We start from the raw sequence: 18,131 nt of genomic DNA, 5'->3' as shown, positions 1-18,131 counted from the left end.
TGCTGAAGCCGAGCGCCTTGGACATGTCGCGCACGGCGCAGCCTCGACCAGATGGACGGCTGGCTCCCCGGCTCCGACGGAGCGCACCTGCGCGGCGGCGCCGAAATGGCCGCCCGGTTCGCGCGCTATCCCGGCGCGGTCGCGAACACCGTTCCGCTCGCCGCCGAACTCGCCTTCTCGCTACGCCGGGCGCGCCCCCGCCTTCCCCGCCAGGATGTCCCTGCGGGGCACACACCGATGACCTGGTTGCGGTCCCTGGTCACGGACGGCGTCGCCGAGAAGTACCCGGGAGCTTCTCCGTCGGTGCTCGAGCGCATCGAGAAGGAACTCGCGGTCATCGAGGCCAAGGACTTCCCCGGCTACTTCCTGATCGTGCACGACATCGTCCGGTTCGCGCGCAGCCGCGGCATCCTCTGTCAGGGCCGCGGCTCTGCGGCGAACTCGGCCGTCTGCTTCGTGCTCGGCATCACCGCGGTCGACTCCATCTTCTACCGGCTCCCCTTCGAACGCTTCCTGTCGAGCCTTCGCGACGAGGAGCCGGACATCGACGTCGACTTCGACTCCGACCGGCGCGAGGAGGTCATCCAGTACGTCTACAGCCGTTACGGCAGGCTCAACGCGGCCCAGGTAGCGAACGTCATCACCTACCGGCCGAAGGTCGCCGTGCGCGACATGTCCAAGGCGCTCGGCTTCAGCACGGGCCAGCAGGACGCCTGGTCCAAGCAGGTCGAGCGCTGGAGCGAATCCGCCTCGAGTCCGGAACACGACATCCCCCCGCTCGTGACCGACCTCGCCGAGCAGCTGCTCGGCTCCCCCAGGCACCTCGGCATCCACTCCGGCGGCATGGTCCTGACCGACCGCCCCGTCGGCGAGGTCTGCCCGATCGAGCCGGCCAGGATGGACAACCGGACAGTGCTGCAGTGGGACAAGGACGACTGCGCCTGGATGGGCCTGGTGAAGTTCGACCTGCTCGGACTCGGCATGCTCGCGGCCATCCAGTACACCTTCGACCTCACCGCAGAACACCTCGGCGAGACCTGGACCCTCGCGACCATCCCCCGCGAGGAAGCCGGCGTCTACGACCAGCTCTGCCGGGCGGACTCCGTCGGAGTCTTCCAGGTCGAGAGCCGCGCCCAGATGGGCACCCTGCCCCGCCTCCAGCCGCGCCGCTTCTACGACCTCGTCGTCGAGATCGCCCTGATCCGGCCGGGGCCCATCCAGGGCGGCGCCGTGCATCCCTACATCCGGCGCAAGCTCGGCCAGGAACCGGTGACGTACCTGCACCCGAAACTCGAGCCCGTGCTCGAACGCACACTCGGCATCCCGCTCTTCCAGGAGCAACTCATGCAGATGGCCATGGCCGTCGGCGGGTGCTCCGGCGAGGACGCCGACCTGCTCCGTCGCGCGATGGGATCCAAGCGCGGCATCGAGAAGATCTCCACCCTCCGCGACCGGCTCTACGCCGGGATGGCGTCGAACGGCATCACCGGGGACGTGGCCGACACGATCTACGCCAAGATCGAGGCCTTCGCCAACTTCGGCTTCGCGGAGAGCCACTCGATCAGCTTCGCCCTGCTCGTGTACGCGAGCGCCTGGTTGCGCCTGCACTACCCCGGCGCCTTCCTGGCCGCCCTCCTCCGCGCCCAGCCGATGGGCTTCTACTCTCCGCAGTCGCTCGTCGCGGACGCCCGCCGCCACGGCGTCACCGTGCTCCGTCCGGACATCCTCCGATCGGGCGCCGACGCGGGCCTCGAAACCACCGACGGTCCCCCGACAGTTCGCCGTTCGGTGTGCCTGTGCCCAGAGCAGCCTCCGGTGCCTCCCTTCGACCGAGCTGTTCCGCCGGACTGGGCAGACCACCGCAGGGACGGCGACTTCGCGGTGCGCCTCGGCCTGGCCGAGGTCTCCGGCATCGGCGGCGACCTGGCGGGCCGCATCGTCGCAGAGCGCGGCCTCAACGGGCCGTACCTGTCGATGGCGGATGCCGCGGGGCGGGTCGGCCTGAACACGGAACAGCTCGAGGCGCTCGCCGCCGCCGGTGCTTTCTCCGGTCTCGGGCTCGAACCGCGGACCGCGCTGTGGACGGCCGGAGAGGCGGCGACCGAACGACCGAACCACCTCAGCGGAACCGCCGTCACCGTGCAGCCGCCTCTGCTCGACCTGCTCAGCCCCGTCGAACAGGTCGTCTATGATCTCTGGGCAACCGGCATCTCCCCGGACGACCATCCGATCAGCCACGCGCGCGCGGGCCTGGCCGCTCGCGGTGCCCTTCCGATCGACCGGCTTCCCGCCGCCGAGTCCGGACGCCGGATCCAGGTCGGCGGCGTCGTCACCCACCGGCAGCGCCCGTCGACCGCCGGCGGGGTGACCTTCCTCAATATCGAGGATGAAACCGGGACTCTCAACGTCATCGCCGGAATCGGCGTCTGGAACCGCTACCGAAGAATCGCGAGGGAATCGCCCGCGCTCGTGGTGCGCGGCATCCTGGAGCGTTCCCCGGAGGGCGTCACGAATCTCCTCGCCGACAAATTCGAAACCCTCACCCTCGCGGCGCCGACGACCTCCCGGGATTTCCGCTGAGAGAGCCGTCCCTCTCCCGTGGGTCTTCGGCTAACGTCGAACGGGTGAATGACGATCGATACGGACAGGACGCCCTGAGGCCGGGCTGGCGCGAGGTGGGACGGAAGGTCATCCCGACCCACGACGCCGTCCGCGACCTCGTCGTCGAAGAAGTCGCCACGGGGTTCTGCGGCGCCATCGTGCGCCTCGAGAAGCAGATCGTGACCCTCGAGGACCGGCACGGCGCGCTCCGGCTCTTTCCCCTCGGCTCAGCGTTCCTGATCGACGGGGAGCCCGTCCGACTCGTCGTGCCCGCCAGGGCGGCCCAGCAACGCGCCCGGACGGCATCCGGTTCCCTGGCCATGGCCGCGACCCGCGCGCGGGTCGCCCGCGGCAGCCGGATCTTCGTCGAGGGTCGGCACGACGCCGAACTCGTCGAGAAGGTCTGGGGCGCCGACCTCCGGATCGAGGGCGTCGTCGTCGAATACCTCGAGGGAGTCGACAACCTCGAGGAACTCCTCACCGAATTCAGCCCGGGACCAGGCAGGAAGGTCGGCGTGCTCGTCGACCACCTCGTACCAGGGTCCAAGGAGAGCCGGATCGCCGAGAACGTCGCTCGCGGCCCGCACGGGCGGAGCGTCCTCGTGGTCGGGCACCCCTACGTCGACGTCTGGCAGGCCGTCAAACCCGAGCGACTCGGGATGAAGGACTGGCCGACGATCCCCCGCACGGTCGAGTGGAAACACGGGATCTGCGAGCACCTGGGCTGGCCGCACGAGGACCAGGCCGACATCGCCAGGGCCTGGCAACGCATCCTGGGCCGGGTCCGGTCGTATGCCGACCTCGAGGCCGCATTCCTCGGCAGGGTCGAACAGCTCATCGACTTCGCGACCGTCGATTGACAGGTGGGCTGAATACCGCCCCTGTTCGGGCGAAATATTCATAAAACGTAACGGTTATGACTCGAATTCGCCCCAAATCCGGTTCTTACCGAGCGAAGTGGTCTAGTCTTGTCCCAGTAGTTGTAGTGCTTGCACGTCTTAAAACGCACGGACTTCGGTCCATGCGGCGTATTCCTTTCGGAAGCGGACGACGAATACCGCGACGAACGGCCCCGACAGTCGGGGTCGGTCTAACACTCCTGGAGGAGTTTCAAAAATGGCAACAGGTACCGTGAAATGGTTCAACGCTGAAAAGGGCTTCGGATTCATTGCTCCCGACGACGGAAGCGCCGACGTGTTCGCGCACTACTCCGCGATCGCTTCCAATGGCTACAAGTCCCTCGACGAGAACCAGAAGGTCGAGTTCGAGGTAACCCAGGGCCCCAAGGGTCCCCAGGCCGAGAACATCCGCGCCCTCTGATTCTGCTCAGTGCTGAATCAGCACACTGCTTGAACTGCGTCTGACCGAGGTCATTCGCCCAGAGAGCTCCAGTAATGCCCCCGCTTCGGCGGGGGCATTACTTCGTTAAGCCGAAGCTTTTCTCGCCGCCGCCCTAGTCTGCGCGGCCGTCTCCGACGAAACGCTCGACCCGCCGGTCCGGCACCAGCCAGATGAGTGCGGCGATCGCGAAAACGCCCATGGACACGAGCGGCTGCACCAGGGCGAGCAGAATCCCGGCCAGGTAGATGAAGGGCGAGCCCTTGCCCTTCCAGTCCCGTCCGAGGGCCCTGGCGAGGGCTCCGTCGGCGCCCTGGTAACGGATCAGGGTCCGCTGCAGGATGTAGAACGCCACGGCGGCCAGGAGCAGCGTGAACCCGTAGACCATGACCGGGACCTCGGCGAAGCCGGACTCGTCGCTCCACCTCGTAGCGAAGGGGAACAGGGAGAGCCAGAACAAGAGGTGCAGGTTCGCCCAGAGGATGCCGCCGTTCACGCCGGAGGCGAGGCGCAGCAAGTGGTGGTGGTTGTTCCAGTAGATCCCGATGTAGAGGAAACTCAGCAGGTAACTGAACAGCGTGGGCAGGATGGTCACGAGCCCCTGCCAGGTCGGTTCCTCCGGGACCCGGATCTCGAGCACCATGATCGTGATGATGATGGCGAGCACGCCATCGCTGAACGCTTCGAGCCTGTTCTTGGTCATGTGCCTCCGGTCCCTGTCGTCCGTTCAGGTGCGCTGAGGGCATCATCCCAGATTCCGTTCGCCCTGTCAGGAGCCGGATTTCGCACAACCTGTCCGGCCGTCGGTGGCAGACTCAGGGCATGAGTGAGCGCACCCTGATCCTGCTGCGGCACGCCAAGTCCGACTGGTCCGGCGAGGTCTCCGACCTCGAGCGCCCGCTCGCCGAACGGGGACTGCGCCAGGCGCCGCTCGCCGGAGCGTGGCTCGCCCGCAATATCGGGCACATCGATCTCGCGGTCGTCTCCCCCGCGCACCGCGCTCGCAGCACCTGGGAAATCGCCGAGGGTGAACTGACGGAATCGCCGCCGACCGTGGTCGACAGCCGCGGCTATGCGGCATCCGCCGACGAACTGCTCGACGTCGTCAGGGAGCTTCCCGACGAGGACCACACGGTCGTTCTCGTCGTGCACAATCCCGGGATCACCGGCCTCGCCGAACTCCTCACCGGAACGTGGATACCGATGCCGACCAGCACCCTCGCCGTGCTGGGCTTGGCCGGACCGTGGTCTGACGCCGGCAGGCGACCGGCCGAGATCCTGGCGACCGGGCGCCCGCCGGAAGACTTTCCGCACCGTCACCGCGCTCAGTGAGGGGACGGTCGTCGACTAGTTGACGAGGTCCTGCCAGCCGTCACCGTCGACGTACTCGAAGATGAGGTTGGTCTCGGTGTGCGCGACAGCAGGATGCTCGGCGAGATGTTCGAGCACGAAGTCACGCAGCGCGGACGCGTTCGCCGCCGCGACGTGCAGGAGGTAGTCGTCGGCCCCCGCGGTGTGGAAGAGACCGATGACGCCGGGCCAGTGCGGAGCGGCATTACGGAAGTCGTCGATCTGCACCCGGGCGTGTTTGACGAGCCGCACGGAAATGAGCGCCTGCAGGGAGGCTCCGAGGGCTGCGAGGTCGATGTTCGCCCGGTACCCGCGGATGTGGCCCAGCTGCTGCAGCCGGCGCAACCGGAGCGACACGGTTGACTCGGCGACACCGATCTCGGCAGCCAGTGCGGCGCCGGAGGCCCGCGCGTTGACCGAGAGGGCCTTCAGCAATGCCCGGTCGACCCTGTCGATTTCGGCTTTCTTCGGTTCCATCAGTCACACTCTTTCGTCCCTAAGAGCTTATGCGACGAATCATTCCTTGACGCAAGGGTCTGCGCCCGGACCGGGTAACGATCGAGGATCGATCGCGCGAGGCGGTGGCTTCAGCTGCGGCCGAGGCGGCGACGCAGCAAGTCGATCCGGTTCTGCAGCTGGGTCACGCTCGCCTGGGCAACTGCGGGTCCCCCGCAGACCCGCCGTAGTTCGGCGTGTACGATCCCGTGCGGCTCATTCGCGAGTTTCGACCACATGCCCACGAGACTCGCGAGCAAGGTCCGCTGTTCCTTGAGGGTGCGGTAAAGCGGCGGCGGTTCCTCGGGGGCGATCTCGCCCGTGACCGGGTTCTTTCGCCGGTCGGTCGACCGTTTGGCCTGGCGGGACTGCCGTTGCCGGAGCAGCTCAGAAACCTGTTCCGGCTCGAGGAGTCCGGGGATGCCGATGAAGTCGAATTCCTCGTCCGTTCCCGGTTCGGCGAGTTGGCCGAACTCGTCGCCGTCGAACATGACCATGTCGAAGGTCGCCTGGGAGTCGATCGCCTGCCAGGTGAACTCGTCCTCGCCGAGTCCGTCCGACCCCTTCTCATCCCGGTTCGCCGCGGCGACCATCGCATCTTCGGGGTTGTACATCCCGTCGTCGCCGTCGTCCCTGTTGCTCCGGTCGAGCGCGTGGTCGCGTTCGAGTTCGAGGGCGTTGGCGAGGCTCAGCAGGCTCGGCACGTTGGGCAGGAAGATCGAGGCCGTCTCGCCGCGCCGTCTGGCGCGCACGAAGCGGCCGATGGCCTGCGCGAAGAACAGGGGTGTCGATGCGCTCGTCGCGTAGACGCCGACGGCGAGCCGGGGAACGTCGACACCCTCTGACACCATCCGGACGGCGACCATCCAACGCCGGGTGTTCTTCGAGAACTCGTCGATCCGGTCGCTCGACTCCTTCTCGTCAGAAAGCACGACGGTCACCGGTTCCCCGGAGATCTCCTCGAGGATGGTGGCATACGCGCGTGCGGCTGACTGGTCCGTTGCGATGACGAGGCCGCCGGCGTCCGGGATGCCGTGCCGGACCTGGGTGAGGCGCGAGTCAGCGGCGCGCAGCACGGCGGGGATCCACTGCCCGGTCGGCTCGAGCGCCGTACGCCAGGCCTGGCTCGTGATGTCCTTGGTGTTGCCCTCGCCGAGTTTGGCTTCCATCTCGTCGCCGGCACGCGTGCGCCACTTCATGTGCCCGGCGTAGACCATGAACATGACCGGGCGCACGACGCCGTCGGCAAGGGCGCGACCGTAGCCGTAGTTGTAGTCACTCTGCGAGAGACGGATGCCGTGCTCGTCCGGCAGGTAGCTGACGAAGGGGATGGGCGAGGTGTCTGACCGGAACGGGGTCCCGGTCAGGGAGAGGCGGCGGGTCGCCGGTTCGAAGGCCTCCCGGATCGCATCGCCCCAGCTGAGGGCGTCGCCCCCGTGGTGCACCTCGTCGAGGATGACGAGGGTGCGGCTGGACTGGGTGAGCTCGCGGTGCAGGGCGGCCCGGCTGGCGACCTGAGCGTACGTGACGGCGACACCGTGGAAGTGGTTGCCGTAACGCCCGTCCGCGTTCTTGAACGAGGGGTCGAGGCGGATGCCCGCGCGAGCGGCGGCATCCGCCCACTGGCGCTTGAGGTGTTCGGTCGGGGCTACGACGGTGATGCGGTCGATCAGGTGCCGCGCACGAAGCTCGGAGGCGAGCCGCAGTGCGAACGTGGTCTTGCCTGCTCCCGGTGTCGCGGCGGCGAGGAAGTCACGGGGCTGGTGCACGAAATAGGCGGCCAGGGCCTCTTCCTGCCAGGCGCGCAGCTTGGTCGCGGTACCCCAGGCGGCCCGGCCGGGGAACGACGGGGACAGGTGTTCGGCTGCACTCGTTCCCTGGTTCGGTTCGAACGCTGCTGAGGTAGTCACTTCAATAGAACCTAGCAAGGTGAACCGACAGTTTCGTGCAAACGAGGAGAATGGACTGATGACAACGCCATTGCATCCCTGGTCGCGGTACGTAGCCGTCGGCGATTCCTTCACGGAGGGTGTCGGGGATCCCGAGCCCGCGTGCCCGGGAGGATTCCGCGGCTGGTCAGACCGCGTCGCCGAGGTACTCAGCCAGGGCTCGACGGACTTCGCGTATGCGAATCTCGCCGTGCGCGGCAAACTGATCCGGCAGGTCATGGACGAGCAGCTGGAGCAGGCCCTCGACGTGCATCCGGACCTGATCACCTTCTCGGCAGGCGGCAACGACGTGATCCGACCGGGGTCAGACCCCGACGAGATCGCCGCCCGGTGCGATGAGGCCGTGCGCCTGCTCAGCCGCGACGGAGCCACGATCGTGCTGTTCACGGGCGCCGATGTCGGGTTCGCCCCGGTCTTCCGCGGGATCCGCGGCAAGATCGCGATCTACAACGAGAACATCCGTGCCGTCGCTGCGCGCTACGACTGCGTCGTCGCCGACCTGTGGGCCCTCACCGAGATCCAGGACGCACGGATGTGGGCGCCCGACCGGCTGCACCTGAACGCCCTCGGACATCACACCGTCGCCCGGATGGTGCTTGACGTGCTCAACGTGCCCAACAGTCTCGAACCCTCCGAGCCCGAGCCGTTGCCCGCGCAGACCTGGCGCCAGGCGCGCAGCGAGGACATGGTCTGGGCGCGGGAGTATCTCGTGCCGTGGGTGCTGCGCCGCATCAGGCACCAGTCGTCCGGGGACCACGTGCTGCCCAAACGCCCGGAGGCCGGGCCGTTCCGCCAGGCCGTCAAGTAGCCCAGCTCTTCACACAGCGCAGAGGCGTCAGCGGGACGCGAGGAGTTCGCCAGGGTGCGTGAAGCGCCAGCCGGGTCCGGGATCGCTGAGTGTGCCGTCCAGCACCAGGGGCACACTGATCTTCTGGGTGCCGACCACGAAGTCGAGAGACCCGACGGCGTCTCCGTCCGAGCCGACCCCGACCGAACGGGCCGTTGCGACGCCCGTGACGGCCGTGTCAGACCAGACGAGGGCGGATACCTTCTCGGCGGCCACGACCGAACCGTTCTGCCCCCAGACGCTCGCGTACGCTCCATAGGACGCACCGGCTTCGGTCAGGGTGACCTCACGGAAGCCGGGTTTGACGCTCTCGATGAGCCGCCCGATGTCGGCGTCGAGGGTGTCGTGGGTGGTCCCGCCGAGCAGGACCCCGACGAGGGTCACGGTCGTGTCTCCGACGGTGAAGTCCGCGGAGAAGAGCAGGCACGCGCCGGCTTCGTCCGTCGTCCCGGTCTTGATGCCGTCGACACCGTGCTCGCCGAGCATCTCGTTGGTGTTGGTCACCGTCCCGATCGTCGGCAGCGTGGCCGTCTTCTCCGAGACGATCGAGGCGAGCGCCGGGTTCTTCAGCACGAGTTTGCCGATCTCGACGAGGTCGGCCGGCGTGCTGGCGCTCAGCGGCGAAATCCCGCTCGTGTCCGCGATCGTGGTCCCGGTCAGGCCATGGTCGGTGAGCCAGGCCCTGGCGACCTTCAGATACGCGTCGACAGAACCGAACGCCCAGTTCGCGAGGGTGATGCTGTAGTTGTTCGCGGAGGGCAGCAGCATGCCCTCGAGGGCCTGGCGCTGGCTCAGCACCATCCCGGACACGACGGGGGCGACCGAGCCGTCCTGGGCCAGCACGTCGTAGTAGATCTGCACATCGGCGTCGGTGAACTTCACGTCGGGACCGGCCTCGGTGGCCGCGAGCGGCTTCGCCTCGAGCAGCACGAGGGAGGTGACCATCTTGGTGATGCTCGCGATCGGCACGGCGGCCTGGCTGCCGTTGGAGCCGAGCACCCCGTCGTAGCCCACGGCGCCGATCGCGCCCTCCCCGATTCCCGGCCATTTCATTGCCGTCGCCGGCTGGGTGAGCGCGGCAGGCTGCGTGAGCGTCGCCGCCGACGCTGGAAGTGCTGCGGCACTCGTTGTCGCGAAGTAGCCCCCGAGGAGGATCACGACGAGCAGGCCCCCGAGGACCGCGAATCGGCGACGCAGGATGGTGGAACGACTCGCGGAAGGCATCCGCTCACTTTACCGATCCACGGATAGGGAAACGCTGGACACCGCGGCGCGGCGCAGTCCCGGTCAGCGCAGCGCGTACAGTGCGACCGCGCTCGCGGATGCGACGTTGAGCGAGTCGACGCCGTGCAGCATCGGGATCGTGACGACCGTGTCCGCGACAGAGAGCGCCTGCCTGCTGAGCCCGTCGCCCTCGGCGCCGAGCACGATCGCGAGCCGCTCCGGCGGGTCGATCGCGAAGTCGTCGAGGCTCACCGCGTTGTCCGCGAGGGCGAGTGCTGCGAGGTGGAAGCCGGCTTCGTGCAGCAGAGGAACGGCTTCGTCCCACTCGGGGAGCCGGGTCCAGGGCACCTGAAGCACCGTGCCCATGCTCACGCGCACGCTGCGCCGGTAGAGCGGGTCGGCGCAGCGCGGGGTGATCAGAACGGCGTCGGCGCCGAGTCCGGCGACCGAGCGGAAGATAGCGCCGACGTTGGTGTGGTCGACGATGTCCTCGAGGATCACGATCCGGCGGGCGCCCCTGACCAGATCGGACACCGGCGCGAGCACGGGTCGGTGCATCGCGGCGAGTGCCCCCCTGTGCAGGTTGTACCCGGTCAGTTCTTCGAGCACGGATGCCGCGCCGACGTAGATCGGCACGTCCGGCCAGTCGGCGAGCAGTTCGAGGGCGTCGGGCAGCCACTGCTCCTGCAGGAGCACCGAGCGGGGGCGATGTCCGGCCTCGAGGGCGCGCGCGATGACCTTGGTCGACTCGGCGATGTACAGGCCGCCCGCCGGTTCGGACTTCCGCCGGAGTGCGACATCCGTGAGCTGGGAGTAGTCGGCAAGACCGGGAAGGTCGAGGGAGTCGATGTGGATGATCTGCACGGTGATTTGCCTTTCGAAGGAGAACACGTCCAGACTGCCAGTTGTCTCACCCGGTCACGTACTCGAGGTCACGTACCCGAGTTCTGTAACAAGGACGAAAACTGGCCAGCTTAGACTCGGAGTGGACAGGACGGAGCGTTATGACCACCGAGACGATTCCCGTCGCGGGCGAGGTTTCGGCCGACACCCTTGACACGGTCGCCGAACTCCTGCGCGGAAAGCGTGCTGCGGTGCTGACCGGCGCCGGGCTCAGCACGGATTCGGGCATCCCCGACTATCGGGGGAAGGGCGCGCCGGTCCGCACCCCGATGAACTATCAGACCTTCATCGACGACCCCAGGGCCCGGGTCAGGTACTGGGCGGGCAGCCACCTCGGCTGGCGTCGGTTCCGCGCAGCTGAGCCGAACCTCGGGCACCGTTCGCTCGTCGCCCTCGAGGCCCATGGTGTCATCTCCGGCGTGATCACCCAGAACGTCGACGGGCTGCACACCAGGGCCGGTTCCCGCTACGTCGTCGACCTGCATGGCTCGATGGATCTCGTCGTCTGCCTCGGCTGCGGCCAGGCCTTCGACAGGGAGAGCATCGCGGCCCGCCTCGAAGCCGACAACCCGTCCCTGCGGCGGCCGGACTCCACCCGTCTCGCACCGGACGGTGACGCCGACGTCACCGACCTCACGGGCTTCGTCATCCCCGCGTGCACGGTCTGCGGCGGGATGCTCAAGCCCAACGTGGTCTTCTTCGGCGAGCTCGTGCCGACGGTCAAGTTCGTCGAGGCCACCGCCCTCGTCGCCGGGGCCCAGGCGCTCATCGTCGCCGGATCGTCTCTCGCGGTGAATTCGGGCATCCGCCTGCTCGAACAGGCCCGCCGGCGCAAACTGCCGATTATCGTCATCAATCGGGGCGTGACCAAGGGAGACGCGCGCGCACTGGTTAAGCTGGAAGCCGGCACCTCCGAGGTGCTGGCCGGGCTCGCCGAACGCCTCACGGGGTAGAGGAGGTCCTGGTCGCCAGACGGGACAGCGCCAGACAGGACAGCGCAGACAGGGGCCACGCGAGACCATGCACCGGTTGCAGACCAGGCTTTCGATCGTCCGACACGGCCAGACCGACTGGAACCTCGCCACCCGGATCCAGGGCCGCACCGACATCCCACTGAACTCGACGGGACGGGCCCAGGCCGCCGAGACCGGCCTGCGGCTCCTCAAGCGCAGCCGCGCGGGGTTGGCGCCCAGCCTCGACGGCGGCCTGACCGAGAGCTCCGCCGCCTGGGAGAAGATCGTCTCGAGCCCGCTCGACCGGGCCGCGGAAACCGCCCGCATCATCGCGGGGGAACTCGGCCTGCCGCGGCCGGAGATCATCGACGACCTCACCGAGCGTCACCACGGCCACATCGAGGGCCTCACGTTCGCAGAACGGCAGCGCCAGTTCCCGAACGGGATGCCGGTGCCCGGCCTCGAGTCGCGCCAACAGGTCCTCGACAGGGTGCTTCCGGCCCTCGGCCGCGTGGCCGAGGAGTTCCCGGGTGACGCGGTACTCGTGGTCTGCCACGGCGGCGTGATCGGAACCCTGATCCGCTACCTGACCGCCGGCGTGCGCCCGCACCCCGACGAGATCATCGCCAACGGATCCGTCCACGACTTCCTCTGGACCGACGGCCGGCTCGAGCTCGAGCACTTCGACGCGACGATCCGCGGTTTAGCGGAGAACACGCACTACTCGGGCTGAGCGGTCTCCCGGATCGCGCGGAGCAGGATCTGCGCGGAGTCCGCCCAGTTGTACCGGGCGGCCTGGTCGATGGCGAGCCCTGAGCGCTTCGCCCACTCCCCCGGTTCGTCGAGCTGGTGCACGGCAGCCGCGAGCCCCCCGGCGTCGCGCGGTTCGAAGTAGAGCGCGGCCTCACCGCCGATCTCCCGGAAGATCGGAATGTCGCTCACGACGACCGGGATCCCGAGGCTCATCGCTTCGACGAGGGGGATCCCGAAGCCCTCGTCGAGGGACGCGGTCACCAGGGCCGTCGCCGAATCGAGCAGGGACACGTACTCCGCGTCGGAGACGCCGTCGTGGAAAACGATCCGCGCTCCGGGGGCGAGCCCCTGCAGGCGGGCCTTCTCCGTGTCACCGATCCGGCTGAGCAGGTGCAGGTCATGGCCGGAAAGGTCAGCGAGGGCGCGCACGAGCGTGTCGACGTTCTTGTACGGCATGAACGAGCCCATGTAGACGAGGCTGCCCGTTGCCGGCCCGGTGCGACGCACGCCCGTCCCTGCACCTGCCGCCTCGCCGAGGGCACCGGCGGCGTTGGGGACGACCGTGATGGGCTTGCGGGTGAGGCGGTGCTTCAGCATGAGTGCCCGTGTCGTCTCGGAGACCGTGACGACGCCGTCAGCGCGGTTCAGCAGCATCCGCTGGGGCCACCAGGACAGGTGGTAGAACCGCCAGAGCAGCCGGATGAAGGCGGGCAGGTCGCGCGGGGGTGTGCGGTTGCGATAGTAGATCAGGTCGTGGACGGTGAGCAGCAGTCTGTAGTTGCGGCCCCAAGAACCCATGGTCTGCATCGGGCTGAAGACGACGTCGGGGTGCAGCCGGTTGACGCGGAGGCCGACGAGGGGCTCGCGGATGCTCGTGGGCGCGTTCACGAGCTGCCACGGGAGCGCGGGGAGCATCGCGAGTTGCCTGTGGTCGCTGATGAGCATCGTCACGGCGTGCAGCCGGCTCAGCTCGGTGACGAGTTCGGAGGTGTAGCGGCTGATGCCGTCGTGCCGGTCGAACCGGGTGTAGCGGCAGTCGAAAACGATCCTCATGCTGTCAGCTCGATCCTGCTTGGGCCGATCATGCCGGGGCCGATCATGCCGACGCCGCCTCGTCGAGGAAGCGGCGCAGCTGTTCTGCCGCTTCGGCGGGAACTTCGTAGTGGATGAGGTGCCCGACGTTGGGGATGACATAGAGACGGGCGTCCGGGAACAGCGCGCGCAGCCGGTACTGGGCCTCGACGGGGGTGATGTCGTCCTTGTCCGCCGCGATCAGCAGGGTGCGTTGCGGAATGCGCGCGGCGAATTCACTCACGTCGCTTCCGACGGACGCGCGGAAGGCTTCGAGCACGACCCGGCGATCGGAGAAGGCGGAGAAATACCGGTCGTGCTGGTTGTGGATCCAGCGGCGCAGGGCGGGGTCACGGGTCTTGGCCATCGCGATGCTCATCACCCGCACGATGACGCGGTTGCGGAGCAGGGCGAAGCCGAGCCGCTCCGGTAGGGCGGCCGCTGACCAGTAGTAGAACACCGCGAGGCGGGTGAGGATTCCGCGGGGACCGGACAGGGCCGGCGCCGCGATCGGGTTGACGAGCACGACGACATCCGCGGGCAGTCCGCCCGCGACGGCGGAGGCCACGATGATCGAGCCGAACGAGTGCCCGAGGATCACGGTGCGCCCGGTCGGGGCGACCGCCGAGACGAAGCCCCTGAGCCACTCCGAGTAGCCGGGCACGTCGTGTCCCAGGGTCGTGAGCGCCGCCGATTCGCCGAAGCCGGGCAGGTCTGGCGAGAGGATGCGATACCCCGCGAGCTGGGCGACGACGGGCTCGAGGCCGTGGTGGTCGCCGCGGAAGCCGTGCACCATCACGATCGTCGTCGTCGCTGCGGGATCCCCGTACTCCCAGTAGCGGGTGTCGGTCCCGAGCACCGGGACGGTGTGAACGCTCACCGGGATCCGGGCGAGCTGGGCGTCGTATGGCGAAGGAACAATCATCCCCTCCAGTTTACGCAGGACGCGCGCGACGGAGCGGCGTCGACGCCCGGGGATGTCGGCGGTCGGCCCTAGGCTGGCCCCATGAGCAACTGGAGTGACACCCTCGCCGTCTTCGACCTCGAAACGACCGGAATCGACGTGGAGACGAGTCGCATCGTCTCGGCGACGGTGGCCGTGATCGATGTCTCAGGGGCCGTCGTCGAGCGCATCGACTGGCTGCTCGACCCCGGCATCGAGATCCCCGAGCAGGCGACCAACGTGCACGGCATCACGACGGCCCAGGCCGTTGCGAACGGGCGCGCCGCCGGCGAAGGTGTCACCGAGATCGTCGCGACCATCCGGGAACTGCTCAGCAGGGGCCTTCCGATCGTGGCATACAACGCGCCGTACGACCTCTCCCTGCTCAACCGGGAGGCCATCCGCTACGGGGTCGCACCACTCGTGTCGCCCTCCCCCGTCGTCGACCCGCTGGTCATCGACAAGCAGGTGGACCGCTACCGCAAGGGCAAGCGCACCCTCGAGGTCACGAGCGCCTACTACGGGGTGTCCCTCGACGACGCCCATGACGCCGGTGCGGACGCGATCGCCGCGGGCAGGGTCGCCCAGGCCATCGCGAAGGCCCACGTCGCCGTGCTGCCGGGCACGGTCGCCGAACTGCACGAGCTGCAGGTGCAGTGGTCCATGCAGCAGGCCGAGCGCTTCCAGGACTACATGCGCCGCGAACGCGACCCGAAGTTCGTCGCGAGCGGCGCGTGGCCCGAGCGGTAACGCGAGCAGCACCGCAGGCATCCGCGCGGGGTACGGAACGCGGGGTACAGAAAAGGCGCGCAGCCGTGGCTGCTCGCCTTTCGTGTATCGCGCTCGAGTGCGTCGGTCTTATTTGCCGAAGCCCTTGTAGCGGGAGTTGAACTTCTCCACGCGTCCGGCGGAGTCCATGATGCGCTGCTTGCCCGTGTAGAACGGGTGCGACTCAGAGGAGATTTCCACGTCGATGACGGGGTAGGTGGATCCGTCTTCCCACTCGATCGTCTTGGCGCTCGAGACCGTCGAACGGGTCAGGAAGGTCGCACCCGACGCGAGGTCGCGGAAGACCACGGGGGCATATGTGGGGTGGATGTCAGACTTCATGAAAACTTCCTTATATGAGTTGCGCCGGTCCGGACCGGATGGCCCGGGGAACGGCGGCAGGAAAAAGTTACACGGCCCGAGGACCGACTGTCGAGTCTAGCAGAAGCGAACGTCAGGCCGCACGGGCCGTGAAGCGACCGGCGTCCTCGCTCAGGCCGATCGGCAGGCCGAACGTTTCGGTGAGGGTGTCCGCCGTCAGAGACTCCGCGAAGGGGCCGGCCGAAACGACGCGTCCACCAGAGAGAAGCAGGGCGTGGGTGAAGCCGAGGGGGATCTCTTCGACGTGATGGGTGACCATGATGATGGCCGGTGAACTCTGCTCGAGGGCATAACCGCCGAGCAGGCGCAGGAGTTCTTCGCGGGCGCCGAGGTCGAGGCTCGCCGCCGGTTCGTCGAGCAGGAGCAGTTCGGGGTCGGTCATGATCGATCTGGCGATCTGCACTCGCTTCTGTTCACCGTCGCTCAGGGTTCCAAAGGTGCGATCGGCGAGGTGGTCGAGGCGCCATTCCTGGAGGACACGCTGGGCGCGGCGCTCGTCGATGGCCTCGTATTCCTCGGTCCAGCGACCGGTCACCGAATACGCGGCGGTCATGACGACGTCGATCACCTTTTCACCCGCCGGAACCTTCCGGGCGAGCGCGGTCGACGCGAAGCCGATGCGCGGACGCAGTTCGAACAGGTCGGTGCCGCCGATCGGCTCCTCGAGCACCTCGGCTGTGCCCCGGGTGGGGTGCAGCATCGCGGCGGCGATCTGGAGGAGCGTGGTCTTTCCAGCGCCGTTCGGGCCGAGGATCACCCAGCGCTGATCGTCATCAACACTCCAGTTCACTGAGTCGAGGATGGTTGTGCCAGCCCGGACGACGGAGACGTCGGTGAATTGAAGAACGTTGACCATGCATCCATGTTATCTGCCGTCGCCGAGGCGTCGGCACGCCGGGCGGGGCTCAGAGCAACCCGGCGTAGATCTCCCGGGTGCTCGTGGCGATCTGGCTCCAGCTGAACTTTTCCTCTGCCCTGATCCGGCCGGCCCTGCCCATTTCCGCGGCACGATCGGGGTCTGAGACGACCTCCAGTAGGGTGCGGGCGAGGTCGGCGACGAAACGGTCAGGGTCGATCGGCGTGCCGGTGCCATCACTGACCTGGTCGATGGGCACGAGTCGTCCGGTGACCCCGTCGTCGACGACCTCGGGGATGCCGCCGGTCGCCGAACCGACAACCGGGAGGCCGCACGCCATCGCCTCGAGGTTCACGATGCCGAGAGGCTCGTAGACCGAGGGACAGACGAAGACGGTGCCGGCCGTCAGGACGGCGGAGAGGTCGTGCTGGGACAGGTGTTCCGGAATCCACACGACCCCGGTGCGCTCGGCCTGGAGCGCCCTGACTCCAGCGGTCACCTCGGCCATGATTTCTGCGGTGTCCGGTGCCCCGGCGCAGAGCACGAGCTGGACCTCAGGCGGGAGAGACGCTGCGGCACGGAGAAGATACGGGAGTCCCTTCTGCCGGGTGATCCGTCCGACGAACACGACAGAGGGTCGGGTCGGGTCGATGCCGAGCGAACGGACGATGTCCTCGTCCGCGGTCGGCTTCCAGGCCTCGAGGTCGATGCCGTTGTAGACGACGTGCACCCGGGACTCGTCGAGTGCCGGATAGCTGCGGAGGATATCCGCCCGCATTCCCCCGCTGACGGCGATGACGGCATCCGCTGCCTCGAAGGCCGTGCGTTCGATCCAGCTCGAGACCCGGTAGCCTCCGCCGAGTTGTTCGGCCTTCCACGGCCGGAGCGGCTCCAGGCTGTGTGCAGTGACGACGTGCGGGACGCCGTGCAGGAGCTTGGCGAGGTGCCCTGCGCCGTTGGCGTACCAGGTGTGCGAGTGCACGATGTCGGTGCCCGCGGCGTCCTGGGCCATCAACAGGTCGACGCCGAGTGTCGACAGGGCGCCGTTCGCCGTCGCAAGCTCGGCTGGGACGCCGTATGCGAAGGTATTCGGTTCGTCGCGCGGCGAACCGAAGCAGCGCACCACGACGTCGATGTCGGTACGGAGGGCCTTGACGAGCTCAGCGACGTGCACGCCGGCCCCGCCATAAACCTCTGGTGGATATTCCTTGGTCAACAGATCGACTCGCATGAAAGTAAAACTAGCGCAGCATCGCATCCGACACACCGTTTTCGGGTGGCCACAGGCCCCGGATGCCCTTACTGTAAAGACATGGCATCGAAGAAGATCTTTGGAATCGTACTCGCTGGTGGCGAGGGCAAACGACTGATGCCGTTGACGGAGGACCGCGCAAAGCCGGCCGTTCCGTTCGGCGGCAACTACCGGCTCATCGACTTCGCACTGTCCAACCTGATCAATTCCGGGTTGACCCAGATCGTCGTCCTGACCCAGTACAAGTCGCACAGCCTCGACCGTCACGTCTCCCAGACCTGGCACGTCTCCGGCGGCTTGTTCAACTCATACATCGCGTCCGTGCCCGCGCAGCAGCGCCTCGGCAAGCGCTGGTTCTCCGGCTCCGCGGACGCAATCCTGCAGAGCCTCAACCTGATCCACGACGAGAAGCCCGACATCGTCGTCGTGGTCGGCGCCGACCACGAC

At 67.7% G+C, this 18,131-nt stretch carries 18 protein-coding genes and 1 pseudogene; 9 read left to right on the top strand and 10 right to left on the bottom strand.

Annotation, left to right across the window (positions count from 1 at the left end; genetic code table 11):
- Positions 1-27 precede the first annotated feature (27 nt).
- The 3 genes and pseudogenes from QN345_RS06610 to QN345_RS06600 form a co-directional block, all read left to right on the top strand.
- Positions 28-2,580, top strand: a pseudogene (locus tag QN345_RS06610) (error-prone DNA polymerase); the annotation flags it as partial.
- Positions 2,581-2,624: 44 nt separating this feature from the next.
- Complete coding sequence (locus tag QN345_RS06605; protein ID WP_134560153.1) at positions 2,625-3,461, top strand: DUF3097 domain-containing protein; 837 nt, start codon at positions 2,625-2,627, stop codon at positions 3,459-3,461.
- A gap of 256 nt (positions 3,462-3,717) precedes the next feature.
- Positions 3,718-3,921 carry a cold-shock protein gene (locus QN345_RS06600; protein ID WP_035840308.1) on the top strand — a complete coding sequence of 68 codons (204 nt, stop codon included), beginning with the start codon at positions 3,718-3,720 and terminating at the stop codon, positions 3,919-3,921.
- A gap of 133 nt (positions 3,922-4,054) precedes the next feature.
- On the opposite strand, the gene QN345_RS06595 is transcribed toward QN345_RS06600, so the two are convergent.
- Positions 4,055-4,642, bottom strand: coding sequence for a TMEM175 family protein (locus QN345_RS06595; protein WP_322189692.1), 588 nt, complete (start codon positions 4,640-4,642; stop codon positions 4,055-4,057).
- Between the two features lie 119 nt (positions 4,643-4,761).
- Here QN345_RS06595 and QN345_RS06590 point away from each other — a divergent pair, with 119 nt between their 5' ends.
- Positions 4,762-5,271 carry a SixA phosphatase family protein gene (locus QN345_RS06590; protein ID WP_134446594.1) on the top strand — a complete coding sequence of 170 codons (510 nt, stop codon included), beginning with the start codon at positions 4,762-4,764 and terminating at the stop codon, positions 5,269-5,271.
- 15 nt (positions 5,272-5,286) lie between these two features.
- On the opposite strand, the gene QN345_RS06585 is transcribed toward QN345_RS06590, so the two are convergent.
- Positions 5,287-5,766 carry an Lrp/AsnC family transcriptional regulator gene (locus QN345_RS06585; RefSeq protein WP_134446595.1) on the bottom strand — a complete coding sequence of 160 codons (480 nt, stop codon included), beginning with the start codon at positions 5,764-5,766 and terminating at the stop codon, positions 5,287-5,289.
- Between the two features lie 110 nt (positions 5,767-5,876).
- Entirely contained in the window at positions 5,877-7,694 is a 1,818-nt protein-coding gene (locus QN345_RS06580) for a DEAD/DEAH box helicase (protein ID WP_134446596.1), read from the bottom strand.
- Positions 7,695-7,752: 58 nt separating this feature from the next.
- On the opposite strand from QN345_RS06580, the gene QN345_RS06575 reads away from it, so the two are divergent.
- A complete protein-coding gene (locus QN345_RS06575) occupies positions 7,753-8,541 on the top strand; it encodes an SGNH/GDSL hydrolase family protein (RefSeq protein ID WP_134446597.1) in 789 nt (262 codons plus the stop codon).
- 27 nt (positions 8,542-8,568) lie between these two features.
- Here the strand turns inward: QN345_RS06575 and QN345_RS06570 are convergent, their stop codons facing one another.
- Entirely contained in the window at positions 8,569-9,804 is a 1,236-nt protein-coding gene (locus QN345_RS06570; RefSeq protein WP_322189693.1) for a D-alanyl-D-alanine carboxypeptidase, read from the bottom strand.
- Positions 9,805-9,867: 63 nt separating this feature from the next.
- Positions 9,868-10,668: a TrmH family RNA methyltransferase gene (locus tag QN345_RS06565; protein ID WP_134446599.1), complete on the bottom strand. Its 801-nt coding sequence runs from the start codon at positions 10,666-10,668 to the stop codon at positions 9,868-9,870.
- 140 nt (positions 10,669-10,808) lie between these two features.
- Between QN345_RS06565 and QN345_RS06560 the strand changes: the two genes are divergently transcribed.
- Positions 10,809-11,660 (top strand): Sir2 family NAD-dependent protein deacetylase, encoded by an 852-nt coding sequence (locus QN345_RS06560; RefSeq protein ID WP_322189694.1) that lies wholly within the window; start codon positions 10,809-10,811, stop codon positions 11,658-11,660.
- A gap of 76 nt (positions 11,661-11,736) precedes the next feature.
- Positions 11,737-12,393: a histidine phosphatase family protein gene (locus tag QN345_RS06555; protein ID WP_241975454.1), complete on the top strand. Its 657-nt coding sequence runs from the start codon at positions 11,737-11,739 to the stop codon at positions 12,391-12,393.
- On the opposite strand, the gene QN345_RS06550 is transcribed toward QN345_RS06555, so the two are convergent.
- Together QN345_RS06550 and QN345_RS06545 are read right to left on the bottom strand one after the other, a co-directional pair.
- Positions 12,381-13,466 carry a glycosyltransferase family 4 protein gene (locus QN345_RS06550; protein ID WP_134560143.1) on the bottom strand — a complete coding sequence of 362 codons (1,086 nt, stop codon included), beginning with the start codon at positions 13,464-13,466 and terminating at the stop codon, positions 12,381-12,383. The two genes, QN345_RS06555 and QN345_RS06550, sit on opposite strands and share 13 nt — an antisense overlap.
- A 43-nt stretch (positions 13,467-13,509) precedes the next feature.
- A complete protein-coding gene (locus QN345_RS06545; protein ID WP_134560141.1) occupies positions 13,510-14,409 on the bottom strand; it encodes an alpha/beta fold hydrolase in 900 nt (299 codons plus the stop codon).
- 81 nt (positions 14,410-14,490) lie between these two features.
- Between QN345_RS06545 and QN345_RS06540 the strand changes: the two genes are divergently transcribed.
- Positions 14,491-15,177 (top strand): exonuclease domain-containing protein, encoded by a 687-nt coding sequence (locus QN345_RS06540; RefSeq protein ID WP_134446604.1) that lies wholly within the window; start codon positions 14,491-14,493, stop codon positions 15,175-15,177.
- 108 nt (positions 15,178-15,285) lie between these two features.
- Here QN345_RS06540 and QN345_RS06535 read toward each other — a convergent pair whose 3' ends face one another.
- The 3 genes from QN345_RS06535 to glgA all read right to left on the bottom strand — a co-directional run bounded on the left by QN345_RS06535 (position 15,286) and on the right by glgA (position 17,663).
- On the bottom strand, positions 15,286-15,537 hold the full coding sequence (locus tag QN345_RS06535) for a type B 50S ribosomal protein L31 (RefSeq protein WP_134446605.1): 252 nt from the start codon (positions 15,535-15,537) through the stop codon (positions 15,286-15,288).
- 112 nt (positions 15,538-15,649) lie between these two features.
- Positions 15,650-16,432 (bottom strand): ABC transporter ATP-binding protein, encoded by a 783-nt coding sequence (locus tag QN345_RS06530; protein WP_134446606.1) that lies wholly within the window; start codon positions 16,430-16,432, stop codon positions 15,650-15,652.
- A 49-nt stretch (positions 16,433-16,481) separates the two neighbouring features.
- Entirely contained in the window at positions 16,482-17,663 is a 1,182-nt protein-coding gene (gene glgA / locus QN345_RS06525) for a glycogen synthase (protein WP_134446607.1), read from the bottom strand.
- Between the two features lie 81 nt (positions 17,664-17,744).
- On the opposite strand from glgA, the gene QN345_RS06520 reads away from it, so the two are divergent.
- The coding region (locus QN345_RS06520) for a sugar phosphate nucleotidyltransferase (RefSeq protein WP_323508517.1) at positions 17,745-18,131 on the top strand (387 nt) is incomplete at its 3' end.

The organism is Cryobacterium sp. 10I1 (assembly GCF_035019805.1).
In the GTDB taxonomy this organism is placed as follows: Bacteria; Actinomycetota; Actinomycetes; order Actinomycetales; family Microbacteriaceae; genus Cryobacterium; species Cryobacterium glucosi.
The sequence above is the reverse complement of the archived record's forward strand: the minus strand, read 5'-3'. Positions and strand labels throughout refer to the sequence as shown.